Below are 23,734 nucleotides of genomic sequence, written 5' to 3'. Positions count from 1 at the left end.
GGAAGCTACCCTAGTATGAGTAAGAAAAAAGAGGAAAAAATTATTCAGACCATTATTGGTTCTGAAGCTGTTATCGAAGGAAAGATTACATTACCAACTAGTTTGCGAGTAGATGGGAAAATCATTGGTGAGATTGACTGTAGTGGGGATGTTTACATTGGAAAGGATGCCTATGTAGAGCCCAGCATCAAGGCAAAAAATGTCATTATTGCTGGTGAAGTAAAAGGTGATGTTGAAACAACGGAAAAGATTCAAATTGATTCTAAAGGAAAGTTACATGGAAGTGCTACTTCGCGTGGAATGATCATAGAAGATGGTGGCGTGTTTAACGGTAATAGTTCGATTTTGGAAGTAGAGGAAAAAGGCAAGAAAAAGAAATTGGAGAAGGTTACGAATTAGGGGGAGATTTCTTTTGTCAGAAGCTAAATTTGTAGCATTACAAAAAGAGGTTTTTCAGTTGTTTCATGAGGGCAAAATGGATGAGGTTCAAACTCTCATCGAGAAGGTACAACAAGCCTTTCCAAAACGAATAGATAAGACATTATTTTGGAAGGCGTGTGCATTTTCTATACAGGAGAAATTCGAACAAGCAATTGGAGTACTTCAAGATGGGTTAAAAAATGGTGTTTGGTGGAATCCATTCATGTTAACGAGGGATCCAGATTTAAGTGGACTGCAAGATTTCGAGGAATTTCAAGAAGTTGTAAGGCAATGTGAAAACATTTTGGAAAATCACAAACATAAAGCAACACCACAGCTTCTGACCTTTGGAAATCACCAAGCAGATGTCGGAATCTTTTCGTTGCATATGAGAGGCTCCAATGCTAAGGATTTTGTCCCGCATTGGTTGGATGATTATACTTCCTTGAATTATTTTTTTGGCTTCTCTCAATCCTCTCAAGTTTTCGGATATAATGCTTATTGCTGGGATGACCCGGAAACGGCAGATGTAGAGATTCAGTCAGCATTTCAAGAATTTAAACAACAAGGCTCTACAAAGCACGATATTCTCGCAGGTGCCTCTCAAGGTGGCAAGTTAGCTATTGAATGGTGCCTAGCACAAAAAGTGGATGTAAAAGGATTTATTGCTGTTATACCATCCATTAGAGACCTGTCTGAATTTGAAAGTTTACTAAAAACAAATAACTTTATCCCTATGAAAGGTTCTATCATTACTGGTGACCAAGATCCATTTTATGAGAAAACCATTCAGCTGGTAGAATTATTAGAGCGGTATAACATCCCTTGTAAATTAACGATTGTTAAGGGGCTAGGGCATTTTATTCCGGATAACTTCCGAGCTTTGTTAACTGAAGCAGTGGATTTTGTATTAGGTTCGGAATAAGTGAAATATCATAATGGGATTTAACATGAGATGACTACAAATTTTTTTGTAGTCATTTTTTATCAATCTATTTTGCGTCTTACATTTTGTTGAAGGAATTATAATTTTTTTCACGAATAACTTCTATACATAGGGGGCGAAAAGTTTATGAAACGATTATTTGTTTTCATTGTTGCAATTTGTTTTGTCCTAGTGGCATGTGGTCAAGGCCCAACGGAGGAAAAATCCAATTCAACAAGAGATAGAGTTTATAGCGAGTCTTGGGATGGTAATCCTATAATCGTTGAACAGAGAAGCACTGATGGGGATTACAAAATTATTAATGAAATTACGGATACTGATGCAGTAAATAAACTTATTGATGCTTTGGGAAATGCAGCCTGGGAAGAGAATGTTAAGGTGGATATAGGACCACCAGATTATAGCTTTACTTGGAATTCTTATGAACATAGTGTTTGGGTGAATGAAGAATATGAGAGATTAGAGCTTATCATTAATGGTCAATCAAATTATGGAACATTATCGAAATCTCCTTCTGAACTTGTATTTGGAATCTTAACAGGTGAAAAGTTTTAAAATAGTATCTTCTTCCTACCGGGATGCAAGCATTCTGGTTGGTGCTTCTTGTACTATTGTTGCAGTAAGACTTTTCCTTTTCATAATAGGTGTTCACCTAAATTTTCAAAACTGAATATCCTATGGATAAAACTCTTATAAAAGGAGAAATTTGCGTGGGATATTTTGTTACGGTAGATTCTGGTGTGAATTTATATGTAGAAGACATAAACCCTGGGGGAAATAAGACTATTTTGTTTTTACATGGTTGGCCGTTAAGTCATAGACAATTTGAATATCAGTTTAATGTTCTTGCCACGATGGGATACCGCTGCATCGGAGTTGACTGGAGAGGGTTCGGAAAGTCAGATAAACCGATAGATGGCTACACGTTCAACAGACTTGCGGATGATATCCGTGTAATAATTGGTTCACTTCAGTTAAATAATGTTACGCTTGTAGGTCACTCAACTGGTGGGGCTATTGCAATTCGTTATATGTCTCGTCATAACGGGGCTGGGGTATCCAAGCATGTTCTTGTGGATGCGGCCGCTCCAACTGGGTTTACTACAGAAACGGCTAATAAGTTTCTCAAAGAAACATTAAATGACCGCCCTAAAATGATGCAGGACGTAACAGACGGCTTTTTCTTTCAGTATATAACGAAACCATTCTCGGACTGGTTTCTGCAAATGGGATTAGAAGCAGCAAGTTGGTCGACAGCTGCAATTATCATTACATTAAGAGATGAAACGTTACATGAGGATCTTCCCAAAATTAACGTTCCTACGTTAATTATTCATGGTACACATGATAAAGTTATCCCATTTGCACAAGCCCAAGAGTTAAACCAAAAAATAAAAAATTCACAGCTAGTACCGTTCCACTATAGTGGTCATGGAGCTTTTTGGGAAGAACGGGATAAGTTTAACCAGCTATTAACACAATTTGTTGGTTGAACTATCCACTTTTGATGTAAATAATTATAAATAGAGCGTCCTGTCCTTTAGATTAAAAGTTATGAAGGACAAGTGGCGTTTTATTGATTTAAAAACTCCCTATTTTATTGTTTTTATGAATATCTTCCGTTCCCGCATCTAGTGCAGTCTTATAATATTGGCATTTATGATTTATGAGTTCCATTGTCTTATTTAGTTCTTCCAATTGTGCTTCTACAACAGCTTTGCGTTCCACAAACATGTCATATCTTTGTTGCAAAGTGAAATCCCCATCAGAACACCAATCAATAAAAACTTTAATTTCCTTAATAGGCATTCCTGTAGATTTTAGACATTCAATCACTTTTAATGCTTCTATATCGGATTCTTTAAATAATCGTGTTCCACTAGGTTTACGTTCTACAAAAGGCATAAGTCCCTCCTTATCGTAGTAACGCAAGGTATATACTGTCAGATTCAATTCTTTTGCAACTTCGCTAATAGAATAAGTTTTCAACATTTATCTTCCTTTCCTAACCCTATAGACCTCGAGTTAACTCCATCATTATGACGGGATTTTATCACGGTATTTAATGTGTGTCAAAGTCATCTTAAAGTAAAATACGGATTGATTTCATAAAAATAAATATTAATCGCTTGACCTCGAGTTAACTCTAAGGATTAACATAGTTTTTGCAAGAGAAAATAGAAGGTCAATGTAGATTAGTAGATTCATTTACCTAATCATTTCTCTTGAAAATAATAAATACTGATTTTTAGGAGGTATTTTCATGATAACTGCCAAAGCACGAGCAGTAGACGGTCCAAATAAATCGTTTCGAGCTGCTGAAATTAAAAGACGTGAACTTGATTCACATGATGTTCTGATTGAAATTAAATATGCAGGTATATGTCATTCTGATATTCATACTGCTCACGGGGAATGGGGTCCAGTGAACTATCCACTGGTACCTGGACACGAGATTGCGGGAATAGTTACGGCTGTAGGACCTAGTGTTACAAAATACCGTGCTGGTGACCGAGTTGGGGTCGGATGTATGGTTGATTCCTGTGGTGAGTGTGAGAACTGCCAAAATGGAGAAGAGCAATATTGCTTGAAAGGGAAAGTTGATACTTACGCAGGTGTTGACAAATACGGGGAACCAACTCAAGGCGGCTATTCTACCCATATTGTCGTACCGGAAGATTTCGTACTGAGAATTCCAGATAATATCGACCTTGACGTTGCAGCACCATTACTTTGTGCAGGTATTACGACATATTCTCCACTTAATCATTGGGGAGCTGGTCCTGGTAAGAAAATAGCTGTTGTTGGTATGGGCGGTCTTGGACATATGGCGGTAAAAATCGCACATGCCATGGGTGCAGAGGTTACCGTCTTGTCACAATCATTAAATAAAAAGGAAGATGGCTTCCGATTCGGTGCAGACCACTATTATGCGACAAATGATCCAGAAACATTTAACAAACTTGCAGGTTACTTTGACTTAATCATAAATACAGTAAGTGCAAAAATTGATATTAATGCTTATTTCTCACTACTAACCCTTGATGGCACCCTAGTAAACGTTGGTGCACCCGCAGAGCCTTTACCTGTACAAGTATTCGCTCTTAGCAGTCTCAGACGTTCATTCGCTGCATCCATGATTGGAGGCATCCGTGAGACCCAGGAAATGTTAGATTTCTGTGCAAAACACAACATTGTTCCTGAAATTGAAGTAATCTCGGCCAATCAAATTGATGAGGCTTATGAACGAGTACTAGCTTCTAATGTAAAATACCGATTCGTGATTGACATTAGTACCATGTAATTTGCACATGTTTTTAATTGTCCATTTAGGTGTCTTAAAAGCCCAGCTTTTGGGACACTTTTTTTACTAATATATAGAAAAGGTGATTAGCGTTGAAAAAAATTGCAGGTGTATTTATGGTAATTTTTCTCTATTTAGTTGGATGTTCTTCCAATAATCAACAAGATGCCGTACATAACAAAACCGAGCAAAACACTCCACCAGTTGAGCAAGAAAATGGTGACTTAGAAGTAATTGCGGATTATCTCGAAGTTCCTTGGTCAATTGATAAAATTAATAATACATTCTATCTGACAGAAAGAACCGGATCCATCGTGAAAATAGAAAATGGAGAAATGGAGAGACAAGGTGTGGAATTTGAGAAAGACCTTGCAACAGCTTCAGAAGCAGGGCTATTAGGATTTGCTCTCGCTCCCAACTTTCCAGAATCAAATTTAGCTTATGCTTACTATACGTATGAAGATAATTCTGGGCAGTTTAATCGAATTATTACAATTCAGTTGAAGAATAATGTTTGGAGATAAGAGGGTTTGCTTCTCGATAAAATTCCAAGTGGTTCCTACCATCACGGGGGAAGACTTGAAATAGGGCCTGATGGGAAACTATACGCAACAGCAGGTGATGCATCGGAAGCGAATATTGCTCAAGATCTCCAATCATTAGGTGGGAAGATTTTAAGATTGAACCTTGATGGTTCAATTCCTAATGATAATCCGTTCTCAGATTCATACGTCTATAGTTATGGCCATCGAAATCCTCAGGGATTGACCTGGTTATCTGATGGAACGTTATTTGCTAGTGAACATGGAAACGATGCAAATGATGAAATAAATAGAATAGTATCAGGTCAAAACTTCGGATGGCCAATTATCCAAGGATATGAGGAACAAGATGGGATGATTTCGCCTCTTTTCACTTCTGGAGCTGAATCCACTTGGGCACCGTCTGGAATGGACCATTATAATGGAAAATTGTACGTTGCGGCATTAAGAGGATCTGCCGTTCTTGAATTTGATTTTAAAACCGGTGAATACCGTGAAGTTATAACCGACCTTGGCAGAATTCGAGATGTACTAATTGAAGATAATTACCTTTATTTTATTAGCAATAATTCAGATGGTCGCGGAAATCCCCAGGAAAATGATGATAAATTATACCGCATCTCACTTGTAGATTTAAATTGATTAAATACATAAGAATATATTTGGTATAGGTGCTTGATATTTGAATCAAATTAGAAAAGATTATAAGTCAAACAGTACCAAAATAGTTTCAGAAGCAATTCATAAAGCACAAAAAGAGAGGGGACTATCTGCGGAAGATATTGCTCAAGCAGTTGCTTATGTAATTCATTCGCCTGAATGAATTACTGTTAATGATATGATAATTTGCCCAACAAAACAGGAAGTATAATTAAATTTATAGCCAAAGAGATAGGTGATTTTAAAAATGGAAATGAAGGATTTTATAGAATTTTGTAAGGAAGGTAATCCAATTTCGGGTGAGGATAAAGAATTGCACGGGTTATTAACTGAATGTAGTTATCAAGCTCAGAAGATAACAATGGAATTGAATAATTCCTATCATTCAAGAGAAGAAATAGTAGAGATTTTTAGCGAACTGACAGGTAGTAAAGTCGATTCCTCATTTACGTGCTTTCCGCCATTTTATACAGACTTCGGTAAAAATATCACGATTGGAAAAAACGTGTTTTTTAACACAGGATGTTCCTTTCAAGATAGGGGTGGAATTACTGTTGGAAACGGTTCGATGATAGGTATGAATGTTACGATTGCTACACTTAATCATGGGTTGCCCTTAGAAACAAGAAACACAACTTCCCCCTCTCCAGTCGTAATAGGCGAAAATGTGTGGATTGGGTCAAACGCTACAATACTGCCCGGTGTGACGATTGGGGACAACTCTGTTGTCGCGGCAGGAGCAGTAGTGACCAAGGATGTCCCAGAAAATACTGTTGTTGCAGGGGTGCCTGCAAAGGTAATAAAAAAGGTTGATTAAAATTTCAAGTAATTTTGGTATCCCTGGTTAGAATTACCTTTTTAATAATATTGAAATAAAACTTGGAATATTTCTTATTACAGGACTTCTATATCCATCCCTCATGAAACACGCTGTGTTAGGATCAATGGCTGGCAGGAAGTAAAGAATTATTCTCTTCAATAACTACATGTTATTGCGATTCTTCAAGATGGAGGGTCGCATTTTTTGTCTTTTTACCGATCTACATTTCTTATTAACTTCGGAATATTATGTTAGTATTAAGGTGGCAATTTTGAAGTAACAGCGCAGTTTAGCGGAAAAAATACAGTCTTTGAAGTAAACCAATACATCTTTGAAAAACAATTAATATGAGACCTCTTCTATACTTTTAGCGGCAGATAAATAAATTAAGCTTGGAGGGGTTCTATGATCATAAGGAAAACCATAACCACTATACTAGCTTCTGTCATTTCAATGTTCTTTTTACTAATTGTTATTTTTAAAGAGGCTATTGGTATTGATTTTGTTAATACTCTAGTGTTTACGATTGCAATGTTTTCTCCTGTTATATTACTTTATGGAGTTCCTATCACTTTCTTGTCTGATTACGTGACCAGGCGCTTTGCGGGGGTTAGGAGAATTTTATCCGCTTTTATATTTCATTTATTTTTTGGTATGATTTTTCCAATTTTGTTTTGTCTTCTTGCAAGAATAAGCACTTCAGAAGCCGAAATTATGTTTATCGGAGCAACCACATTTGCCTTTTTCTTCTGGGCAATCGATGAAATAGCGAGGCTAGTGTTGAAAAATAATACCGTAATGAACTACGATGAGCCAAGTTCTATTAAATTTAAACATTGGCTATATAGTTTCATCGTTCTATTAATCATAAGCTTAGTGCTTTTTACCATAAACTCATTTTTAGAAGCTAATAGAATTGGAATCAACTATAACTGGGGTGGGGTTATTATAGCCAATGTTTTATACTCCATCGTTTTGGCGTTGATATTTTCACCAATCGGGTATTTAATAGTAAAAACAGTATCCTATAAAAGGAATTCGAAAAAAGTGTAGTTCATAATATATATAAATAGGGGGAATGATTGTGAAGCGAGTAGATGTTGCCTATGTGCTGCTATATGATAGCCATGAAGAAAATATATTGATGGTAAAAAATAAAGGAAAACATTCCTCATACTATACACTTCCTGGTGGGGCAGTAGAGAATGGAGAAACATTAGAAGAAGCAGCTATCCGTGAAGTGAAGGAAGAAACAGGTTTAAACGTTGAACTAGATGGAATCTTTGCGGTAAGTGAAGCATTTTTTGAAGATCGTGGTCATCACGCAATCTTTTTTACGTTTAAAGGGAGAATTATTGATGGTGAACTAACCATAACCTATCCTGAAGAAATTGAAGAGATTACGTGGATGGATGCTACGATGGCAAAAAAATATGCCTATATCCCAACATCAGAAATAGATGGTTTAATAGATAATAATTCCGTTATTCCATATATTCTTCGTGGGAAAGTAATTCATAATAATTTGTAGAAGTGGAAGTGTGTCTAAGTTTGTGAGTAATATCGAATAGATTAATAAGACTTCAAAAGAGTAGGTCTGTAAGCCAAACCCATACAGACCTCAATCTTATTTTAAGCGGTTTTGTTCTTTTCCATAATCGATAAAAACGTGACACAGCTACAAGCATGAAAACAAATGCAATAATAGTTAACAGGGTAGACATGTTAGATGTTCTCTTTTATAGGTTGGTAAGAACAAAGGAACTTGCGCTAAATCCTTTGATTTATTTCTATCAAAGTACCATTCGGATCCCGAAAATGTGCTACTCGAATTCCCCAATCTTCCCGATCATGTGGCAAGGAAATAAAATCTACTTTCGACTTTAAAGAGTCATAGGTTGCATCTACATCATCCACACCGAAAATAATGGCTACCTCGTTTAAAGATGAAGTCTCCTTTGTCTGATGGGGTTCCTGGATATCCTCTAGCATTTGCTTTTTATCAAAAATAGATAGGTAGGTATTCCCCGTATCAAATTGGGCATAGTTCGAGGTTTCATCCCCCCATGTGCATGGAAAGGAGAGTATATCCTTGTAAAATTGATAGCATTCTTTATAGTTGTTCACTAGAATTCTTGTATGTGTGAGTTTCATTTTTACGCATCCTCTTCCTTTTTATAGTAAGCCATACTCACTGTTTCATCATTTTTAGAATACTTTTTGAGTGCTTTAGTAGTCCTAGCAAGCCAAGACCCTTCTTCGCACCATTAGATAATTTCTTATCAGCAATCTCTATAACCTTTTCATCGGCATTGGAATAATTACCTGATTGAAATACTGGTTTAGGATCATACTCAATAGCAAGTTGTATCGCCTTAGTTTCTTCCTCCCCAACTATCTTATTGGATAGAAATAAAGCCTTATCTATTCCAGCCGATACTCCTGCAGCTGTAATATATTTCCCTTGCTCTACAACTCTTTCTCTCGTCGGCTCTACTCCATATTCACGTAGTAGATTAATAAGTTTCCAATGGGATGTAGCTTTCAATCCTTTGAGTAAACCGGTTGATGCTAGAATTAATGAACCAGTGCATACAGAAGTTGTCCACTTCGTTGTTTTATCTATTTCTTTTATCCAACGCAACACCTTCTCATTTTTCATTTCATTGATAAACGTAATGGTTGATCCTGGGATAATTAAAATATCCGCTTCTTTTACTTCATTAATACTGTGTTTTACATCGATATCAATGAATCCAGAATCTGCTTTTATTTCTCCTTTTTGTTCTGCTACAAATAAAACCTCAGCACCCGTCATATGCCTTAATGCTTCATATGGACCTATTGCATCTAGCATGGTGACTCCATTATATAGATAGATAACTATTTTCATACTGTCCACCTACCTGCCTATGTTTTATGTCTGCATTCCTTTTTCTTCATACCACCGAATAATTCTCCATTTACCATCTTCTTCTTTTCGCCAAACCTCAAGCGTTAATCCTCTAACTAATGCTACAGATTCTTTATTTAGGTGTATAACCTCATAAGAAACGGCAACTTGATCATCGGATTGAGGTACAATCTTAAGGCCTGTAAAAATGAACTGAATATCTTTACCTTTATAATACTCAGCAGCCAATCTATTTCCTTCTCGTATATCCTTATCATTATAGTGCTCTAACTCATCGCTCCATGGCATGTACAACCAACCTTGAAACTCATCAGAATATAAGCTATTCATTTCTTCATATAATCCGTCGGAAAAACTTTGATGTAATTTCATCATTGTAAAAACTTCTTTTGATACTTCCTGCTCTATCATCATTTTCCTTCCTCCTCCACTCCCTTTATCCTATTTTCCATACCAACCGGCTTCAAAATCCAAATTCAATGCCTTACCAAACCGTACTCCCCATTCTATAAACGCGGAACCTCTTGATGTGATTAAGTTTCTATCTTCTACCACTAACTCTTCCACATAGTTTTCCTCTTCAAAGTATGGGGTCGCTTTTCTTGCTTCCTCATACAATCCTACCGTGTATCTTTTCCCCTTTAATACTCCTGCTTTTGCTAAAAGATATGGGGAGCTTGATATACTGGCTACTACGAAACCTTCTTGTGAAGAGATTTCTTTGATAAATTGAATGTATTCATCTGATTTTGCCACTTCTTGAATATCCATACATCCTGTCAATAATAGACTGTCATAATCGCCAACATTTACCTCATCTAAAGCTAATTCCGGTAGACAAGTCATTCCCGCTTCTCCCTTAACTGGCTCTTTTGATTGGCTTATAATGGTGATTGGCTTTCCCCCTTGCATTAGGATCGATAATGCCGTTGTCAGTTCATATTCACTGAACTCTGGATAAAGTAGCACTGCTGTTTTTTTCATATAAATTCCCTGCCTTGTCCGTATTCTTATGATGACACTAGGAATCAAATTCCAGCCATTCACTGTATTGACCCTATTACAAATCTGAAACCCCAAATATACTTGTTGGTTTCCTCTTAGATGTCAGATTTAATATGTATTATTCCTTACCACAAGCATAGCAACGTTTATCTGTATCGTTATCCCCATACATACGAAGTTCCTTTTCTTCTCCACAAACACGACAATTATCAAAATCGATTTGAGGAAGAACTCCCGCTTCTGCAAGTGGAACCCATTCGTTTTCATAAAGTTTTTTGGTCATTCCGTAGTCGATATAGACTAGTTTATTTTCTTGATTTAAACCATAATTGCTACTATCTCTCAAATCAAAACTATCAAACTCAGTATCTAGCATGTTGAATACATCCGTATAGTTTTCTGGAATAAGATGCACCTGTTTTGTTGTATCAATCTCATATGATTGGTCATTGATTAGCTCCAATGGCTCGTAGAATCTCTGAACAGCTATATTTTCATCCACATAAAAAACTTGTGCAAATAGCTCACCATGTCCTCTCTTTACCATCTCATAATATATTTCCTGTTCCATTTCTGATTGCTTGTGGCCTAGTGAATGTAGATTAACTTTAATTACATAATCCGATACGCGATAAACTTTTCTCGTAGATCCGATTCCAATAAAGTTTTCTTCAATGCAATAGGTTCTCCATCTATTAATTAAATCTCGAAGCATTTTATTCCCCCAATTGGCCATCTATTTCCCTCAACTAAAGCTATGTTTAAATAATACTTGGTTTACATCATCCCACTCATAGATTAGTAGATTCAGTTCTACACCAGCTATGATTATTTTCTCTGTTCTCAATAGACTTGCACCGCAATGCTCATAGAAATAACGGGTTTTGTTATCTTCTAATACTTCAACAAAAACCCTGGTATAGCCGAGCTCCTCAAATTTAAAAAAAAGTTGCTTCAATAACTGCTTTCCAAGACCTTTCCCTTGATACTCCTCTAAGAGATAAATGGATGTAAGGTCTCCAGAATTATCAACAGAATTATTCTCCCTTTTACCACAATCCGCAAATCCTACAATTTCACCTTCTTTATTTTCAGCAACATAAACATAATTTCCTTCTCTAGAAATATTACGTTTCCATAATTCCGTACGTTTATCATAGGATAAATTCTTCAAGAAGCTATCTGGAATTATATTTTTGTACGTAGACCTCCAGCTATCTACATGTACTTTTGCAATACCTTGTGCATCCGCCATTACTGCTCTTCTTACACTCATCTAATGCCCACCCTTCAGTCCAAGTTCTGATTGTACCAATTTAAAAAGTCTTCTCTCTCGATAACATTTAACATGCATCTTGATTTTACTTGATTTTCAAGCTTTTTATGTTCAGCAGGGAATTCATTTTCAACCTGTAATCGAATATAAGGCAATTTCTCTTGTGCCTTTTGTGAACGTATATTAGATACTTTAGCACCAGCAAAGACATACTCTAGATTGAACTCATGAAACGCAACGTATAGTATTTCAGCTTTTGCTGATTCGTTATAGCCCTGTCCCCAATACGGTTGGCCGATCCAGGTTCCGATATGACATGTTTTGTTATCCATATCAATATCTTTTAAGGTTATCACGCCAATTAATTTGTCGTGATCATTTATGATACACCTAGAATATTGCTTCCCCAATTTTTCCTGTTTGCGAATGAATTCTATGAATTGTTTAGTTCCTTCTATGGATGTCTGTTCATCACTTAGACCTAGAGCGTCTTTCACATGGCGAGAAGAACTTAATGCTGACATCGCCTTAGCATATTTTTTATCATGTGGAATTAATTTAACTTTTCTCACCATAGCACCTCCTAGAGATCTATTGCTCAACTGCTACATGAACAATTTGCTTTTCTCCATTTTTCTCAAAAGTCTTATATAACCGCATTCCTATATTCTCTGCTACTTTTTGCGATGGAATATTTCTCATTGAAGTGTAAGAGAATACCTTGGAATAGCCCAATACATCAAACGCAAATTGCTTACAGGCAAGTGCTGCTTCTGTCGCATAGCCTTTATTCCAATAGTCCTTAATAATATGAAAGCCAATCTCTGGAACCTTTTCCTGATCAATTGTTTGCATGGTGATACCGCAATCGCCAATAAATCTTTCTCCGTCCTTCAAGATAACTGCCCATAACCCATGATTGTATGTTTTATAGTTATCCATATTCCATCTAATCCAACTTTCTACCTTTTTCTGGTTAAACGGTTCCGGATAGTATTGCATCGAATCGGGGTCAGAAAGGACTCTTGATAATTCTTGACTGTCACCCAATACCAGTTCCCTTAGATAAAGTCTATCTGTTTCAAGGATCTTCATGGTTTTCACCTTCTCTATTTTTAAAATCCATATTTCTCTTTATTAGCCTGATTAAAAGCCCTTATCCATTCCATATCAATTGACCCATTAACCACTTCATATATGTCATGATTAATTCGGATATCCTTCTCATTCAACACATGTACCATTGAAGGGTTCGTAATCTTATGATTTATTACAAATTCAAAACTAGTTCTACCACTCATATTATCTGTATTTTGAAATTTGACACGGTACTGACTAAGAAAGTTCATTAATTCATCTACAGTCTCTTTTTGATACCCAACCCATTCAAATCTTTGATCCTCCGGGACACTATTCCAATCTGTTGTGAACCCTAAATAATCAAAGTCTAAGGAAGTGTAACCAATCAAGTCATCTAGGTTGTGTTCTCTAAAATGATTAAACGTATTTATAGATATAATTAGCACACCTATGGCAAGAGTTCCTATAATAAAAATCTTGAAGTTTTTACCTTGCCTTAAACCCTTTCTAAGAGCATAATTATTAATTTTTTCCGCTAAAATAGCCGATGATGGGATAACAGCAACTATAATCAATAAAATAGCTAAAAGACTCGTAAAAGAATTGAACGGGATCAAGGAATTGAAAATCAATCCGTGTATGGAAATGCAAATAGAGAACATCACCACAAAAAACATCCAAAATAATAGCGTATCTTTTTTCATGATTTCCTCCTATGAAGAAAAGAGGATGGACTACTTGTTAATAGTTCATCCTCTAAAACACAAATGTTTTATTGCACTGCCCACAGATCTTTCACACCTAAAGCTAATTTCAAGCTATTAATATTTCCTTGGTGAACTGATTCATGGAAATTAGTAAATCCGATGGCTTCTCCAAGCGTTTTAAATTCATATTCCGAACTCAAAACAAGAGGATTCTCACCTTCATCAGCTATCTTTCCAGAGCACAATGCTACCATTCGTTCATATTGCTTCTCAAGAGCAACCCTTAATTGTTCTAAAGTAGGTATTTCTTGATTCCAATCTTTGGGAGAAGTCCCTCTATTAAATAGCTCTCTATAGGAATCTGGTAAACTACCTTTCTTACCTAAGAAATAAGTAATGATATTTTCCTGTGACACGATGATATGCCCGAAGTTCCAGCGCAGGTTATTGTTAAATCCATTTGGAATATCATCGGCTATTGCTTCTGATGTCGCATCCAAGGCTGCAATGGTACGGTAACGAATGAATTTCATTTGTTTCAATAGCATTTCCTCATTCATTTACTACACTCCTTTATTGGTATACAGAAAACTTACCATAGTGGTTCCTCTTTATTAGAGAGTTCTATGAAAAATGGATGGAATCCCAATAATAATAGACCAGCTCCTATTATCGTGAACAAAGTAGCTAATGTAGAAAGGTTTAATACAAGTGATAAAAGAAAGATGAACGGAATTAAAAAAGTACTAAAACTACTTCTTTTTCTCGACTTCGTTGTTAAATACTGTTTTTCATGGCAATGCGGGCATTTCATTCCAGTATCTAACGTAAATGATTTTTTACATGTCTGTTTCCAACTCCACTCTTTACCGCAATTTTGGCAAGTTGGCATATAATCACCTTCTGGCTATGAAATAGGTTAGTTATTTTAATTATAACAAAATTTAAACACTGTGGTATGATGGAATACAAAAAGATGGGAGATGATCCTAGGTTGTTTACATTTGAAATAGATGATGAGATAACATTAAGATTATTGAATGAAACCGATGCCGATGAATTATTTCAGCTTATCGACCACTCCCGAGAACACTTACGTGAATGGCTAGCGTGGATAGATGGGACAAAAACTATTCATGATTCTAAGCAGTTTATCCATGCTTGTGTGGATATACATGAAAAGAGACAAGGGCTGACATTAGGAATTTATTTTCATGATAAGCTTGCTGGGGTAATCGGATTCAACACCATCGATTGGACGAACCAAATCGGGGTAATTGGCTACTGGCTTGGTAGTACCTTTCAAGGCGAAGGGATTATGACAAGGGCTGTAACTGGTTTAATCGATTATGGTTTTCACCAATTAGGACTAAACCGCATTGAAATACGAGCTGCTTTTGAAAATATAAAAAGTAGGGCTATTCCTGAAAGGCTAGGTTTCCTGCAAGAAGGTCAGATTCGACAAGGTGAGTGGTTGTATGACCATTATGTTGACCTTGTCCTCTATGGAATGCTTGCATCAGAGTGGGATTTGGAGAGGAGCTTATTATGAAGTTCTATATTGCTTCAGGGTTGGATAATAAAGAAAAGGTACAATTGGTTCGTGACAAGCTAATCAAAGCAGGGCACACCATTACATACGATTGGACAAAAAATAATCGTGCCTCTACAGAGGAAGAATTACGAGAAATTGGAATACAGGAACGAAATGCTGTATTGGACTGTGACATAATCTTGGTACTACTTCCTGGTGGCAAAGGAACACATACAGAGCTAGGTATGGCTATTGGTTTTGAGAAAAGGATCCATCTGTATTCAAGGGAGAGAATAGATCCAACTTCTGCCACTACTTTCTATTATGTCGATGGGATTCAACGTTATGATGGGGAACTAGAATCATTTGTACAGGAAATGATAGAACTATATTCATAGGAAAGATAGGAGAGACATAGATGACGACCATTTACCTGGTACGCCACGGGGAAACCGATTGGAATGCTGAAAGAAGAATGCAAGGGCAAACAGATATACCTTTAAATGCTAAAGGGGTTAGGCAGGCTGAGGCTTGTGGTAGTGCTCTCAATCCGAAAGATTATGATATTGTTATATCCAGTCAATTACTGCGAGCTAAGAAAACGGCTGAAATAATAAATAGCTTCTTAGAACTTCCGTTTGTCGTAATGAAGGACTTTGCTGAACGATCTTTTGGGGACGCAGAGGGATTAACATATGATGAACGTAATCAGCTTTATCCCGATCGAAATTATCCCAATCAGGAAGTATTGGAAGACTTTTCGGAGAGAATTATGACCGGTCTCGAACAGGTTCACCAGAACTATTTAGGAAAACGGATCCTGCTAGTAGCACATGGTGCAGTAATTTTCCGTATCCTTTCTATTATTACTGAAGGTAAGCTTGACCTTGAAGATATGAAAATCGAGAATACGAGTATTTCTACGATTACTCGCAATAAACAAGAATGGATTATTCAGGATTATAATCGGATTGATCATTTGGAGAAAGTCCAGGCCTAAGGAGGTTGCTAGATTGTTACTTTATTTTTGATACATTCAACTACCTAAAATAAGATAAAAAGATTAGGAGTTGATTGTAATGTTATATAAAAATTCCCTTGATGGGGTTACAGAATCTATGTTGGAAGGATTCTTTGTAGACTGGCCAAATCCACCTAGTACAGGAACTCATCTTAAACTACTAAAAAATAGTAGTTATATGGTAATTGCAATTGATGAGGATGTTAATCGAGTGGTTGGATTTATTACCGCGATTAGTGACGGTGTCCTTTCTGCCTATATTCCGCTTCTGGAAGTTTTACCAAATTATAAGAATCAAGGAATCGGAAAGGAACTAGTTAAGAAGATGTTGGAACAATTAAGACATCTTTACATGATTGACCTTTGCTGTGATGACGATTTGGTTCCTTATTATGAGAAGTTTGGCATGAAAAAAGGGACCGGGATGATTCTCAGGAATTATGATAGACAAGCTGGCATTAATATCCATAGAGGCTGAGTTATAACTAAAAGTTAAAAGGGAAGTTCCGAATGATTTAATAGATTAGCTCCGGAAATATACGGAGACTCCTGTGGGAGGTTAGGCATCGGTGAGACCCCGGAAGAGCTTTAGCTCTGAGGAGGCTCACCAGCCGCCCACGGAAAGCGGGGTATATTTCCGGAGTGGGTCTGATGCGCCAATCCCTATAGTTCGGTTTTTCTTTAGACTTTAATACTTTTGTCCTAGCCTTTTATGAGGGGAATGATATTTTTGGATTCTAATGCAGTTATTATTAGACCTTTATCGATTGATGATTTTGAAGAAGTGTTGAATTGGAGTAAAAATGATGCATTTTGCATAGCAAATGACTGGGAGTTAAATAGAAATTCTGATGAATTATACGATTGGTGGCAACGTTGTGTTAACCATAATACATCAGACTTCATACGTTTAGGCATTGAGTGGCGTAATAGATTAATTGGTTATGCTGACTTAGCCAATATAAAGGGTAATACAGCTGAATTTGGGGTTGCAATAGGTGAAAGTACGTTATGGGGGAGGGGACTTGGCTTTCATGCAGCTAACCAATTTTTAGATTATGTTGCCATGAAGTATAAAATATCTATTGTTAATGCTGAAACACATGTGACTAATTTAAGGTCTAAGGGGATGCTAGAAAAACTAGGATTTCAGGAAATTTCAAGAATCGGATTTGAAAAGTACAAAGGGGTGGAAACCCAACTAATACAATATCAATTAATCCTGTCTAGTTAGAACTTTTTATATGAAGATAGAATATAATCAAGAAAAAGACCGACTTCATCTAGTCGGTCTTCGGGCATTTCACTAATCTCTACCTTTAATAAAGAGAAATCTCGTAGGTGCATTCGAACTTATTTCAGGTGGCTACATGTTTTTCTGTTTTATAATACATTCAATATTTATATCTGCTGAGATAAGTATTCTCTCAAGATCATCTTTGAGTTGTATCCATCTATCTCCCATTATATCTCTATCCGGGCTCCGCTTTATTAAGTTAGTTAATATCATATATTGCGCTACATGTAATGAGTGTTCTTCTGGAACTTCCACATGGGGCGTTACACCAGTACCTTCCCAGTTGTCGTTCGTAATAGGATTCACTGCTCTTCCAATGGGTATATTTATGGAAAAGTGATCATTAATTCTCTGAAATCCACCAGGATGGGCACCTCCACTTGTTCTTTCACCAACTATTGTTGCTCGCTTAAGCACTTTAAGAGAGTACGCAAAATCTTCGGCACCTGAGAATGTTCGTTTACTTGTTAGAATAAATACCTCCTTATCTTGAAGCGAGGTTCCTTGAATATATGAATTTGTCCATACTTGCTCCAAACGGTTGTCTTTTCGCCAATGAAAATTATTCAGATGTACTCTACCTTTGAATAGATAACTAGCAATTAGTGCAACCATATCTGCCGAACCACCAGTATTATCACGTAGGTCAAAGATAACTGCACTAGTATTTGCCAAATAATTAAGTGATGCGATAGCCACATTACCTGCAATATTTGTTTCAAAGAATTTTAATGTTTTGTGATAGCCGATATTTCCAGGTAAACGTTCAACCTTTTCAAATCCGTAATTATGTAAGCTTAATAGTCTCTTTCTGTTTTCTGTTTCTTTCTTCTTCTCTACTTCACTTTGTCCTTTTGGCATTTCAAAATACTTTAATCCAAGGTGTTTATCCTTACTTACTTCTTGTAAGTCTTTAGTAATTTGCTGACTGAACTGGGTTGGATCAAGTAAATCTGCATATTCTTGATTGTGTAGCTTTTTTAGAACCCTTTGTTCTACTTTCTTTGCAACGTCAGGAAACACATAGGATTCGTTTATTAATTCAAGCATCCGAATGATGACTTCTTGTTGTAGGTCATGATTAAACTTAGATAGGGAATTAACAAGATGTCTTTGCATTGTATTCCTCCTCATCTTTTAGTTCTTTATAGCATAATTGAAAATAACCTATAACAAAAGACTGAAGATTTATAATTATACATGTTATAATAAGGGTAGAGGGTAATCCAGACGGTAAATTGTTACATAAGGGGGCATCCAACTAGATCATCTTTTTCTGTTTAATAGTAAATTTATATTATGTTAGTATTGAGGAGTTAATTTTTGAAGTTTAGGAGCAGGAAATAAAAGAAGCCTAAAAGGAAAAAGACCATTGAGAGGTCTTTTTCTGCGTTTGTGGTTATATTTTGGTGAGTTGATATCTATTAGTTATCATTTAAAGATAAATTAACTCGGTCAATGACTAACGGTATTTCTTCCATCCAGCCATGGTCAATTAGAATATTTATACCATCTTCCGCGAACAACGATACCTCCATTTGACATTTTGCAAATAGCAGCCCAACATCTTTTCTACCATTAAGTGATGCACCATTCGCATATTCTCTTACTTTCATCGAGAACATATCGATTTTGTGATAAACCATTAGTTTATCTGAGAATGGCGGCGTATTAGAAGTTGTAACTAAATGGTCTAGAAGTGTTGGCGAAGGTACATTGCTAATATTTAATTTTTTGGAAAGGAATTCAATATGCTTTTGATTAATATTGATTCCTCGTTCTAAATACTTTTTAACCTTTTCGTGTTTTACCCCCTGAATAAAACCAAGAATTAGTGCTTTACTTGTAACATCGTTGCTAATACATCCATTTAGATGAGCTACTTCCAACCCATGGAGAGGTCTACCTTTTCCAAAAAAGTTATTTAAATAGTTTTGATTATGAACAAAGTCAACTTCTTTAGGAATTGGCATCTGAGGTGTATTCATCAACTTCCCTTTTGAAATTAGCACATCATTTACATCTGATATCATTTTGGAAGTTTGATTAAGAGTTTTCATAAAAAAGTTCCTTATATCTTTCCTTGTCACCAAAGGTATGGCAACACTATAAATACTCATTCCTGCTTTCCCTAAATATTGCAGATAATGAAGATAAAACTCATCTTGGAAAAGCCGAGGTGCTTCCAAGTTCACATCGTCGTCTGTAAATCCAATAGGGATAGGAAAGTTATCTTGTATAAAAATCTGTTTGATATCATGGATAATTTCTTCACATAAACTCAAGGATTGTTCCAAGATGTTTTTAATATCTTCATCCTCTACATTTTTCAAATAGTAACTAAGTGTACATCTACCCATGGTATTTCCAACATATGTTGCCCAAAGTTTTCCCATTTCAGGTGGTGTTAGATTTGAATTTTTTGTTTTCACATTCATATTAGAACCTATCCCTCCATGCTATTTTGAATTACTTCATAAACGGATTAATTTTTTAGTTTAGTGTTATGTATGTTTCAGTAATCGGGTGATACTATTTCTAATGAATAAGAGTGTATTTTTAGTAATAAGATTTGACCAATATATATATCTGGTTGATTTTCTATTTAGAAAAATAAATAATATAACAAGAATTATAATACTTGCTAAATATTTTCGTTGCATTACATCTCCACCTTTATTTTATATTGTCCGTTTAGCGAACAAAATATTTATTAATGGGGCTTTATTTAAAATGGGTACTCAAAAGTAGGATTGTCTTATTCATTTAAACATTACACTAATATTAATTTTGGAATATATGTTAGAAGTTATTAAGCTATCGAAGCAGTTTTGTTCAATAAGAGAAGGGGGGTTTTATTTATATTTTTTATTGGTTATATTGTGATAATATATACTCTTTTAGCGATAGGAGCAAACCTAAAAAAGGGAAACAAACAAAATGAATTAATAATCGAATTGTTAAAAGAAATAAGGAAAAACAATAATATATTTTTCAACCAAAGGGTGCACTAGTTAAAAACAACAATAAAATTCATATGAGCATAAACGCTTAAGGGAATTTTCCCTAGCGACTTCTGAAATTTAAAAGATCTATTGGAATCCGTACTTGCTCTGGCCCTAATAATCGGTTTAACATTATATATAACAGGCTTATTGGTATAGCATTTTCAACAATGACTATCACTAATGCTAATTCACTTGCTATATATAATATCATTTCCAATTTTGCACTTACTACGGAACCGTTTATTTTTTTCATCAACTTGTCTAACTTTTACACCCATAGCTGAATAAGTCTATATTCTCTTCTCATAGATTCTTTGTACAAATTGCTCCTTATAGTCTGTGTATTCTTTGATCCCACCACTATTATCCTCTAAAAATTTCATTTTGAGATCTTCGTATTGTTCCCTTGCTATATCGTTTGAATTTAAGTAATCTCTAAAAAAGATTAAATCTTTCCAGAGGTCACCATTATATTCTACTAAATGGATATAATGTGTTTTCTCCTCGTACGTTTCATCGGTAAATTTAGCAAGGACTATTTCATCAGGACGTTCCACCTGAAGCCTTAAAAAGCCAGCTTCCTTTAACCCCTGAAAGATGGCCTGATCAACTTCTTCTAGATCATCAACTCCGACAACTAAATCCAAGATTGGTTTGGCAACAATCCCTTTAATCGCATTGCTACCAATATGTTCGATCCGATTTTCTTGAAGAGGAATTGATGTAAGTATATCCTGTTTAATACTGAGAAAGTTCTTCTGCCACTCATCGGTAAATGTTTCTAACCTTACCTCATCTCGTTTTAATCCTAACCTCATATAGACACCTCACCTTTTTAATGTTTTATTACGATAAACAAGAAGAGTTATTCCATTTAGAACAATAGTAACGATAAGAAGAACCGCCGCTACAGATACCTTCGTTCCCATAACATCCATAAGTGCCGACCAATCCTCATCCTTTACTCGTAGATTGCTGGTATAAACCTGGAAAAACAATGAAATTGAACAAGCACTTAAGCTTATAATAAAAGAAAATGCCAACCAGTTATTATTAATCTGTTTTGTATTTCGTATGAGATTAACAACTGGAAGTATCCAAGCAACTAGTCCAAGCACGAGACTACCAAGATTAAGCCAACCTATCATGTTCAATTCCTCCCTGTTCTTTTATATTTTAAATTTAGTAACCTGTCTATAATAGTATGTTGATTAAGCTGGTAGGATTTAATAAAAGTTTCCCTTTTAGAAGGGATGAATTTTTTAAATCATCTATAATTAATGTATCACAATATAGCGATTAACTTTATATATAGTTTAGAAATCCTAACTGCCTAGAACATACATTCTTGTACTTCTGATTCATCTAGGTTATTCTTAATATAGGATAATTCTGAAAGTGGTGTTACCATGAGAACTGCTATAAACAAAGAACCTATTCTTGAGGATATTCTTCAGGAAATATCTTCTCGGTTTTGCTTCGAAATCTACCATATTGAACCAATCAAACGTGGGTGGCTTAATTTAAAGTGGAAGATAGAAACAGATTTAGGAATATACCTTGTCAAACAATACAATAAAGAGCGATTAAAAAAGTATTCTATTGAAGAACTGAAACTTGTATTTGATCAGCAAAACCGGCTACATCACCTTGGTTTTCCATGTCCTAACATTCTAATGGACCTTAGAGAATGTTTCTTCCAATCACCTGGTGGTGAACAGTTTATTGTCATGGAATATATGCCTGGGGAAACCCTCAAACCTGGAAGGTTATCAGAGGAGCAAATGTATCAACTTGGGGTTCATACGGGAAGAATGCATGCTCTACTAAATGATGGTAGTTTACCAATGAAGGATAAACCAGAATTTATTCTACCAAACCGAAAAGAACGAATTGCCTATTGGAAAATCGTACATAAAGAAATCTATCAAGCTAATAAATATGACCTCCTTCCAGTGATAGAGAAACAGCTTGAACTGATGGAGATTGTTGATGTTAATAGATTAAATGTTAACCGCATAGGTTGGGCACATCGGGATTTATGGGTAGACAACATACTATTTGATGGTGACCGGATTTCTGCGATTCTTGATTTTGACAGGATGAAGTTTGATTATTTGTCATTAGACGTCGGTAGAGCTGTTATTTCTGGCGCATTGGATGACGATGGATTACAGATTCCTCCCGCTAAAGCTTTTCTAAAAGGGTATCAGTCATATCAAGAGACAGGAAGTCGCTTCTTAACGAATGCTTTAACCTTATTATGGTTTTTAGAAAGTGAATGGTGGCTTGACGCGATAATGGATAAACGAAAGGGACCACCAAAACGATTTGTACAGGAAATGATTTGGCTATCGAATCATTTATTAGAGCTTGATGACATGTTGGGGGGAATTTAATGATGACTATGAGAACAAACTTAGAAGAATACGACAATCCAGAGCTCTATGATTTCGAAAATAACGGATATTCCGCTGATGTTTCTTTTCTATTAAAGTGGGCAGAGCAAGTAGATGGAGTGATTGTTGATCTTGCCTGTGGAACTGGTAGGGCTACATTACCGCTAGCCGAAAAAGGTCATCTCATGATTGGCGTCGATATCCACACAGGGATGTTAGAGCAAGCAAAGAAGAAATCTAGTAACCTACCAGTAAAATGGGTAGAACAGGATTGTACAGCGTTAAGACTCGATGTAACGAGTAAAATGATCTATATGGTGGGCAACTCCTTTCAACATTTTCTAACCAATATGGAACAAGATCAACTATTAAGTGCCGTACATCATCATTTAGAGGACAATGGGATTTTTATTTTTGGAACCAGATTTCCGAATAAAGAAGAACTTCTTCAGCCAGCTATAGAGGAGTTCTGGAGAAGTTACAGAGATCCTTCATCTGGGGAAAAAGTGGATGTTTATACGATTAGCGAGTACGATGCTCTAAAGCAAATTCAACATTACACCACCATTCGAAAAGCTCAGGATGGATCGGAAAGCAGAACCGGAATCAGTTTAAGATATGTTTACCCGCAAGAAATGCAGCGGCTAGCAGAGGCAAATGGTTTTAGCTTATTACATATGTTTAGTGATTGGCATGAGTCGCCAATTTCTAGTGATAGTTTGGAAATGATTTGTGTTTTACAAAAGAAAGGCTAGGATTTTACATTTCCCGGGAAATATCGACATGGCCTGTTGGTTCATG

General features: G+C 35.9%; 32 protein-coding genes and 1 pseudogene. 17 read left to right on the top strand and 16 right to left on the bottom strand.

The features are described from left to right. Positions 1-15: 15 nt before the first annotated feature. The 4 genes from TY11_RS14905 to TY11_RS14890 all read left to right on the top strand — a co-directional run bounded on the left by TY11_RS14905 (position 16) and on the right by TY11_RS14890 (position 2,859). Positions 16-399, top strand: coding sequence for a bactofilin family protein (locus tag TY11_RS14905; RefSeq protein WP_042147835.1), 384 nt, complete (start codon positions 16-18; stop codon positions 397-399). A gap of 13 nt (positions 400-412) precedes the next feature. Further along, positions 413-1,345 carry an alpha/beta hydrolase gene (locus TY11_RS14900; RefSeq protein ID WP_042147832.1) on the top strand — a complete coding sequence of 311 codons (933 nt, stop codon included), beginning with the start codon at positions 413-415 and terminating at the stop codon, positions 1,343-1,345. Between the two features lie 147 nt (positions 1,346-1,492). Next, on the top strand, positions 1,493-1,921 hold the full coding sequence (locus TY11_RS14895; protein WP_042147829.1) for a YhfM domain-containing protein: 429 nt from the start codon (positions 1,493-1,495) through the stop codon (positions 1,919-1,921). 122 nt (positions 1,922-2,043) lie between these two features. Then, positions 2,044-2,859 (top strand): alpha/beta fold hydrolase, encoded by an 816-nt coding sequence (locus TY11_RS14890; protein WP_081755934.1) that lies wholly within the window; start codon positions 2,044-2,046, stop codon positions 2,857-2,859. Positions 2,860-2,947: 88 nt separating this feature from the next. Here TY11_RS14890 and TY11_RS14885 read toward each other — a convergent pair whose 3' ends face one another. Then, positions 2,948-3,355, bottom strand: a complete 408-nt coding sequence (locus TY11_RS14885) for a MerR family transcriptional regulator (RefSeq protein ID WP_042147823.1) — start codon at positions 3,353-3,355, stop codon at positions 2,948-2,950. Between the two features lie 274 nt (positions 3,356-3,629). Here TY11_RS14885 and TY11_RS14880 point away from each other — a divergent pair, with 274 nt between their 5' ends. From TY11_RS14880 to TY11_RS14860, 6 genes and pseudogenes are all read left to right on the top strand, one after another. Continuing rightward, a complete protein-coding gene (locus tag TY11_RS14880) occupies positions 3,630-4,670 on the top strand; it encodes an NAD(P)-dependent alcohol dehydrogenase (protein WP_042147821.1) in 1,041 nt (346 codons plus the stop codon). Between the two features lie 92 nt (positions 4,671-4,762). Next, a pseudogene (locus TY11_RS14875) lies at positions 4,763-5,854 on the top strand (PQQ-dependent sugar dehydrogenase). A gap of 40 nt (positions 5,855-5,894) precedes the next feature. Further along, positions 5,895-6,035 (top strand): hypothetical protein, encoded by a 141-nt coding sequence (locus TY11_RS20440; protein ID WP_155982708.1) that lies wholly within the window; start codon positions 5,895-5,897, stop codon positions 6,033-6,035. An 84-nt stretch (positions 6,036-6,119) separates the two neighbouring features. Further along, positions 6,120-6,689 carry a sugar O-acetyltransferase gene (locus TY11_RS14870; RefSeq protein WP_042147819.1) on the top strand — a complete coding sequence of 190 codons (570 nt, stop codon included), beginning with the start codon at positions 6,120-6,122 and terminating at the stop codon, positions 6,687-6,689. 408 nt (positions 6,690-7,097) lie between these two features. Continuing rightward, positions 7,098-7,745 carry a hypothetical protein gene (locus TY11_RS14865; protein WP_042147815.1) on the top strand — a complete coding sequence of 216 codons (648 nt, stop codon included), beginning with the start codon at positions 7,098-7,100 and terminating at the stop codon, positions 7,743-7,745. Positions 7,746-7,776: 31 nt separating this feature from the next. Continuing rightward, positions 7,777-8,223, top strand: a complete 447-nt coding sequence (locus TY11_RS14860; RefSeq protein ID WP_042147812.1) for an NUDIX hydrolase — start codon at positions 7,777-7,779, stop codon at positions 8,221-8,223. 239 nt (positions 8,224-8,462) lie between these two features. Here the strand turns inward: TY11_RS14860 and TY11_RS14855 are convergent, their stop codons facing one another. The 11 genes from TY11_RS14855 to TY11_RS20180 form a co-directional block, all read right to left on the bottom strand. Continuing rightward, a complete protein-coding gene (locus TY11_RS14855; RefSeq protein WP_042147808.1) occupies positions 8,463-8,846 on the bottom strand; it encodes a VOC family protein in 384 nt (127 codons plus the stop codon). Between the two features lie 37 nt (positions 8,847-8,883). After that, positions 8,884-9,585: a DJ-1/PfpI family protein gene (locus TY11_RS14850; RefSeq protein WP_042147806.1), complete on the bottom strand. Its 702-nt coding sequence runs from the start codon at positions 9,583-9,585 to the stop codon at positions 8,884-8,886. A gap of 24 nt (positions 9,586-9,609) precedes the next feature. After that, positions 9,610-10,020, bottom strand: a complete 411-nt coding sequence (locus TY11_RS14845; protein WP_042147803.1) for a Cif family virulence factor — start codon at positions 10,018-10,020, stop codon at positions 9,610-9,612. Positions 10,021-10,047: 27 nt separating this feature from the next. Continuing rightward, a complete protein-coding gene (locus TY11_RS14840) occupies positions 10,048-10,590 on the bottom strand; it encodes a DJ-1/PfpI family protein (RefSeq protein WP_042147800.1) in 543 nt (180 codons plus the stop codon). 139 nt (positions 10,591-10,729) lie between these two features. Beyond that, positions 10,730-11,326: a hypothetical protein gene (locus tag TY11_RS14835; protein WP_042147797.1), complete on the bottom strand. Its 597-nt coding sequence runs from the start codon at positions 11,324-11,326 to the stop codon at positions 10,730-10,732. Positions 11,327-11,356: 30 nt separating this feature from the next. Next, positions 11,357-11,887: a GNAT family N-acetyltransferase gene (locus TY11_RS14830; protein ID WP_042147794.1), complete on the bottom strand. Its 531-nt coding sequence runs from the start codon at positions 11,885-11,887 to the stop codon at positions 11,357-11,359. A 14-nt stretch (positions 11,888-11,901) separates the two neighbouring features. Beyond that, positions 11,902-12,462 (bottom strand): GNAT family N-acetyltransferase, encoded by a 561-nt coding sequence (locus TY11_RS14825; RefSeq protein WP_081755933.1) that lies wholly within the window; start codon positions 12,460-12,462, stop codon positions 11,902-11,904. 16 nt (positions 12,463-12,478) lie between these two features. Beyond that, positions 12,479-12,982, bottom strand: a complete 504-nt coding sequence (locus TY11_RS14820; RefSeq protein ID WP_042147788.1) for a GNAT family N-acetyltransferase — start codon at positions 12,980-12,982, stop codon at positions 12,479-12,481. A 20-nt stretch (positions 12,983-13,002) separates the two neighbouring features. Continuing rightward, positions 13,003-13,671 (bottom strand): hypothetical protein, encoded by a 669-nt coding sequence (locus TY11_RS14815; protein ID WP_042147785.1) that lies wholly within the window; start codon positions 13,669-13,671, stop codon positions 13,003-13,005. Between the two features lie 68 nt (positions 13,672-13,739). After that, positions 13,740-14,234, bottom strand: a complete 495-nt coding sequence (locus TY11_RS19890) for a DinB family protein (protein ID WP_052345849.1) — start codon at positions 14,232-14,234, stop codon at positions 13,740-13,742. Positions 14,235-14,266: 32 nt separating this feature from the next. Then, on the bottom strand, positions 14,267-14,566 hold the full coding sequence (locus tag TY11_RS20180) for a TIGR04104 family putative zinc finger protein (protein WP_081755932.1): 300 nt from the start codon (positions 14,564-14,566) through the stop codon (positions 14,267-14,269). A gap of 102 nt (positions 14,567-14,668) precedes the next feature. On the opposite strand from TY11_RS20180, the gene TY11_RS14800 reads away from it, so the two are divergent. From TY11_RS14800 to TY11_RS14780, 5 genes are all read left to right on the top strand, one after another. Further along, entirely contained in the window at positions 14,669-15,226 is a 558-nt protein-coding gene (locus tag TY11_RS14800; protein ID WP_042148181.1) for a GNAT family N-acetyltransferase, read from the top strand. Beyond that, positions 15,223-15,606: a nucleoside 2-deoxyribosyltransferase gene (locus tag TY11_RS14795; protein WP_042147778.1), complete on the top strand. Its 384-nt coding sequence runs from the start codon at positions 15,223-15,225 to the stop codon at positions 15,604-15,606. Before TY11_RS14800 ends, TY11_RS14795 begins: the two co-directional genes overlap by 4 nt. A 20-nt stretch (positions 15,607-15,626) precedes the next feature. Then, a complete protein-coding gene (locus tag TY11_RS14790) occupies positions 15,627-16,208 on the top strand; it encodes a histidine phosphatase family protein (protein ID WP_042147777.1) in 582 nt (193 codons plus the stop codon). Between the two features lie 79 nt (positions 16,209-16,287). Continuing rightward, complete coding sequence (locus TY11_RS14785) at positions 16,288-16,707, top strand: GNAT family N-acetyltransferase (RefSeq protein ID WP_042147774.1); 420 nt, start codon at positions 16,288-16,290, stop codon at positions 16,705-16,707. A 252-nt stretch (positions 16,708-16,959) separates the two neighbouring features. After that, entirely contained in the window at positions 16,960-17,463 is a 504-nt protein-coding gene (locus tag TY11_RS14780) for a GNAT family N-acetyltransferase (RefSeq protein WP_231495835.1), read from the top strand. 132 nt (positions 17,464-17,595) lie between these two features. On the opposite strand, the gene TY11_RS14775 is transcribed toward TY11_RS14780, so the two are convergent. The 4 genes from TY11_RS14775 to TY11_RS14750 form a co-directional block, all read right to left on the bottom strand. Then, a complete protein-coding gene (locus TY11_RS14775; protein WP_052345847.1) occupies positions 17,596-18,645 on the bottom strand; it encodes a S41 family peptidase in 1,050 nt (349 codons plus the stop codon). A 305-nt stretch (positions 18,646-18,950) separates the two neighbouring features. Continuing rightward, positions 18,951-19,964 carry a DUF3231 family protein gene (locus tag TY11_RS14770; protein WP_042147772.1) on the bottom strand — a complete coding sequence of 338 codons (1,014 nt, stop codon included), beginning with the start codon at positions 19,962-19,964 and terminating at the stop codon, positions 18,951-18,953. A gap of 860 nt (positions 19,965-20,824) precedes the next feature. Next, on the bottom strand, positions 20,825-21,352 hold the full coding sequence (locus tag TY11_RS14755) for a GrpB family protein (protein ID WP_042147763.1): 528 nt from the start codon (positions 21,350-21,352) through the stop codon (positions 20,825-20,827). Positions 21,353-21,361: 9 nt separating this feature from the next. Then, complete coding sequence (locus TY11_RS14750) at positions 21,362-21,682, bottom strand: hypothetical protein (protein ID WP_042147760.1); 321 nt, start codon at positions 21,680-21,682, stop codon at positions 21,362-21,364. A gap of 261 nt (positions 21,683-21,943) precedes the next feature. On the opposite strand from TY11_RS14750, the gene TY11_RS14745 reads away from it, so the two are divergent. Then, positions 21,944-22,933, top strand: a complete 990-nt coding sequence (locus TY11_RS14745; protein ID WP_042147758.1) for a phosphotransferase — start codon at positions 21,944-21,946, stop codon at positions 22,931-22,933. A 2-nt stretch (positions 22,934-22,935) separates the two neighbouring features. Further along, positions 22,936-23,688: a class I SAM-dependent methyltransferase gene (locus TY11_RS14740; RefSeq protein ID WP_042148172.1), complete on the top strand. Its 753-nt coding sequence runs from the start codon at positions 22,936-22,938 to the stop codon at positions 23,686-23,688. Positions 23,689-23,734 lie beyond the last annotated feature (46 nt).

The sequence above is a fragment of the Paucisalibacillus algeriensis genome (genome assembly GCF_000577245.1).
GTDB lineage: Bacteria > Bacillota > Bacilli > Bacillales > Amphibacillaceae > Ornithinibacillus.
The sequence above is the reverse complement of the archived record's forward strand: the minus strand, read 5'-3'. Positions and strand labels throughout refer to the sequence as shown.

What these genes read in the sequence shown, in the direction of transcription:
- TY11_RS14755 (WP_042147763.1), bottom strand. Translation starts at nt 21,352, where the DNA reads ATGAGGTTAGGATTAAAACGAGATGAGGTAAGGTTAGAAACATTTACC.
- TY11_RS14750 (WP_042147760.1), bottom strand. Translation starts at nt 21,682, where the DNA reads ATGATAGGTTGGCTTAATCTTGGTAGTCTCGTGCTTGGACTAGTTGCT.
- TY11_RS14790 (WP_042147777.1), top strand. Translation starts at nt 15,627, where the DNA reads ATGACGACCATTTACCTGGTACGCCACGGGGAAACCGATTGGAATGCT.
- TY11_RS14895 (WP_042147829.1), top strand. Translation starts at nt 1,493, where the DNA reads ATGAAACGATTATTTGTTTTCATTGTTGCAATTTGTTTTGTCCTAGTG.
- TY11_RS19890 (WP_052345849.1), bottom strand. Translation starts at nt 14,234, where the DNA reads ATGAATGAGGAAATGCTATTGAAACAAATGAAATTCATTCGTTACCGT.
- TY11_RS14745 (WP_042147758.1), top strand. Translation starts at nt 21,944, where the DNA reads ATGAGAACTGCTATAAACAAAGAACCTATTCTTGAGGATATTCTTCAG.
- TY11_RS14905 (WP_042147835.1), top strand. Translation starts at nt 16, where the DNA reads ATGAGTAAGAAAAAAGAGGAAAAAATTATTCAGACCATTATTGGTTCT.
- TY11_RS14785 (WP_042147774.1), top strand. Translation starts at nt 16,288, where the DNA reads ATGTTATATAAAAATTCCCTTGATGGGGTTACAGAATCTATGTTGGAA.
- TY11_RS14855 (WP_042147808.1), bottom strand. Translation starts at nt 8,846, where the DNA reads ATGAAACTCACACATACAAGAATTCTAGTGAACAACTATAAAGAATGC.
- TY11_RS14740 (WP_042148172.1), top strand. Translation starts at nt 22,936, where the DNA reads ATGACTATGAGAACAAACTTAGAAGAATACGACAATCCAGAGCTCTAT.
- TY11_RS14815 (WP_042147785.1), bottom strand. Translation starts at nt 13,671, where the DNA reads ATGAAAAAAGATACGCTATTATTTTGGATGTTTTTTGTGGTGATGTTC.
- TY11_RS14770 (WP_042147772.1), bottom strand. Translation starts at nt 19,964, where the DNA reads ATGAATGTGAAAACAAAAAATTCAAATCTAACACCACCTGAAATGGGA.
- TY11_RS14830 (WP_042147794.1), bottom strand. Translation starts at nt 11,887, where the DNA reads ATGAGTGTAAGAAGAGCAGTAATGGCGGATGCACAAGGTATTGCAAAA.
- TY11_RS14775 (WP_052345847.1), bottom strand. Translation starts at nt 18,645, where the DNA reads ATGCAAAGACATCTTGTTAATTCCCTATCTAAGTTTAATCATGACCTA.
- TY11_RS20180 (WP_081755932.1), bottom strand. Translation starts at nt 14,566, where the DNA reads ATGCCAACTTGCCAAAATTGCGGTAAAGAGTGGAGTTGGAAACAGACA.
- TY11_RS14845 (WP_042147803.1), bottom strand. Translation starts at nt 10,020, where the DNA reads ATGATGATAGAGCAGGAAGTATCAAAAGAAGTTTTTACAATGATGAAA.
- TY11_RS14820 (WP_042147788.1), bottom strand. Translation starts at nt 12,982, where the DNA reads ATGAAGATCCTTGAAACAGATAGACTTTATCTAAGGGAACTGGTATTG.
- TY11_RS14835 (WP_042147797.1), bottom strand. Translation starts at nt 11,326, where the DNA reads ATGCTTCGAGATTTAATTAATAGATGGAGAACCTATTGCATTGAAGAA.
- TY11_RS14870 (WP_042147819.1), top strand. Translation starts at nt 6,120, where the DNA reads ATGGAAATGAAGGATTTTATAGAATTTTGTAAGGAAGGTAATCCAATT.
- TY11_RS14850 (WP_042147806.1), bottom strand. Translation starts at nt 9,585, where the DNA reads ATGAAAATAGTTATCTATCTATATAATGGAGTCACCATGCTAGATGCA.
- TY11_RS14825 (WP_081755933.1), bottom strand. Translation starts at nt 12,462, where the DNA reads ATGGTGAGAAAAGTTAAATTAATTCCACATGATAAAAAATATGCTAAG.
- TY11_RS14865 (WP_042147815.1), top strand. Translation starts at nt 7,098, where the DNA reads ATGATCATAAGGAAAACCATAACCACTATACTAGCTTCTGTCATTTCA.
- TY11_RS14795 (WP_042147778.1), top strand. Translation starts at nt 15,223, where the DNA reads ATGAAGTTCTATATTGCTTCAGGGTTGGATAATAAAGAAAAGGTACAA.
- TY11_RS14840 (WP_042147800.1), bottom strand. Translation starts at nt 10,590, where the DNA reads ATGAAAAAAACAGCAGTGCTACTTTATCCAGAGTTCAGTGAATATGAA.
- TY11_RS14890 (WP_081755934.1), top strand. Translation starts at nt 2,044, where the DNA reads ATGGATAAAACTCTTATAAAAGGAGAAATTTGCGTGGGATATTTTGTT.
- TY11_RS14880 (WP_042147821.1), top strand. Translation starts at nt 3,630, where the DNA reads ATGATAACTGCCAAAGCACGAGCAGTAGACGGTCCAAATAAATCGTTT.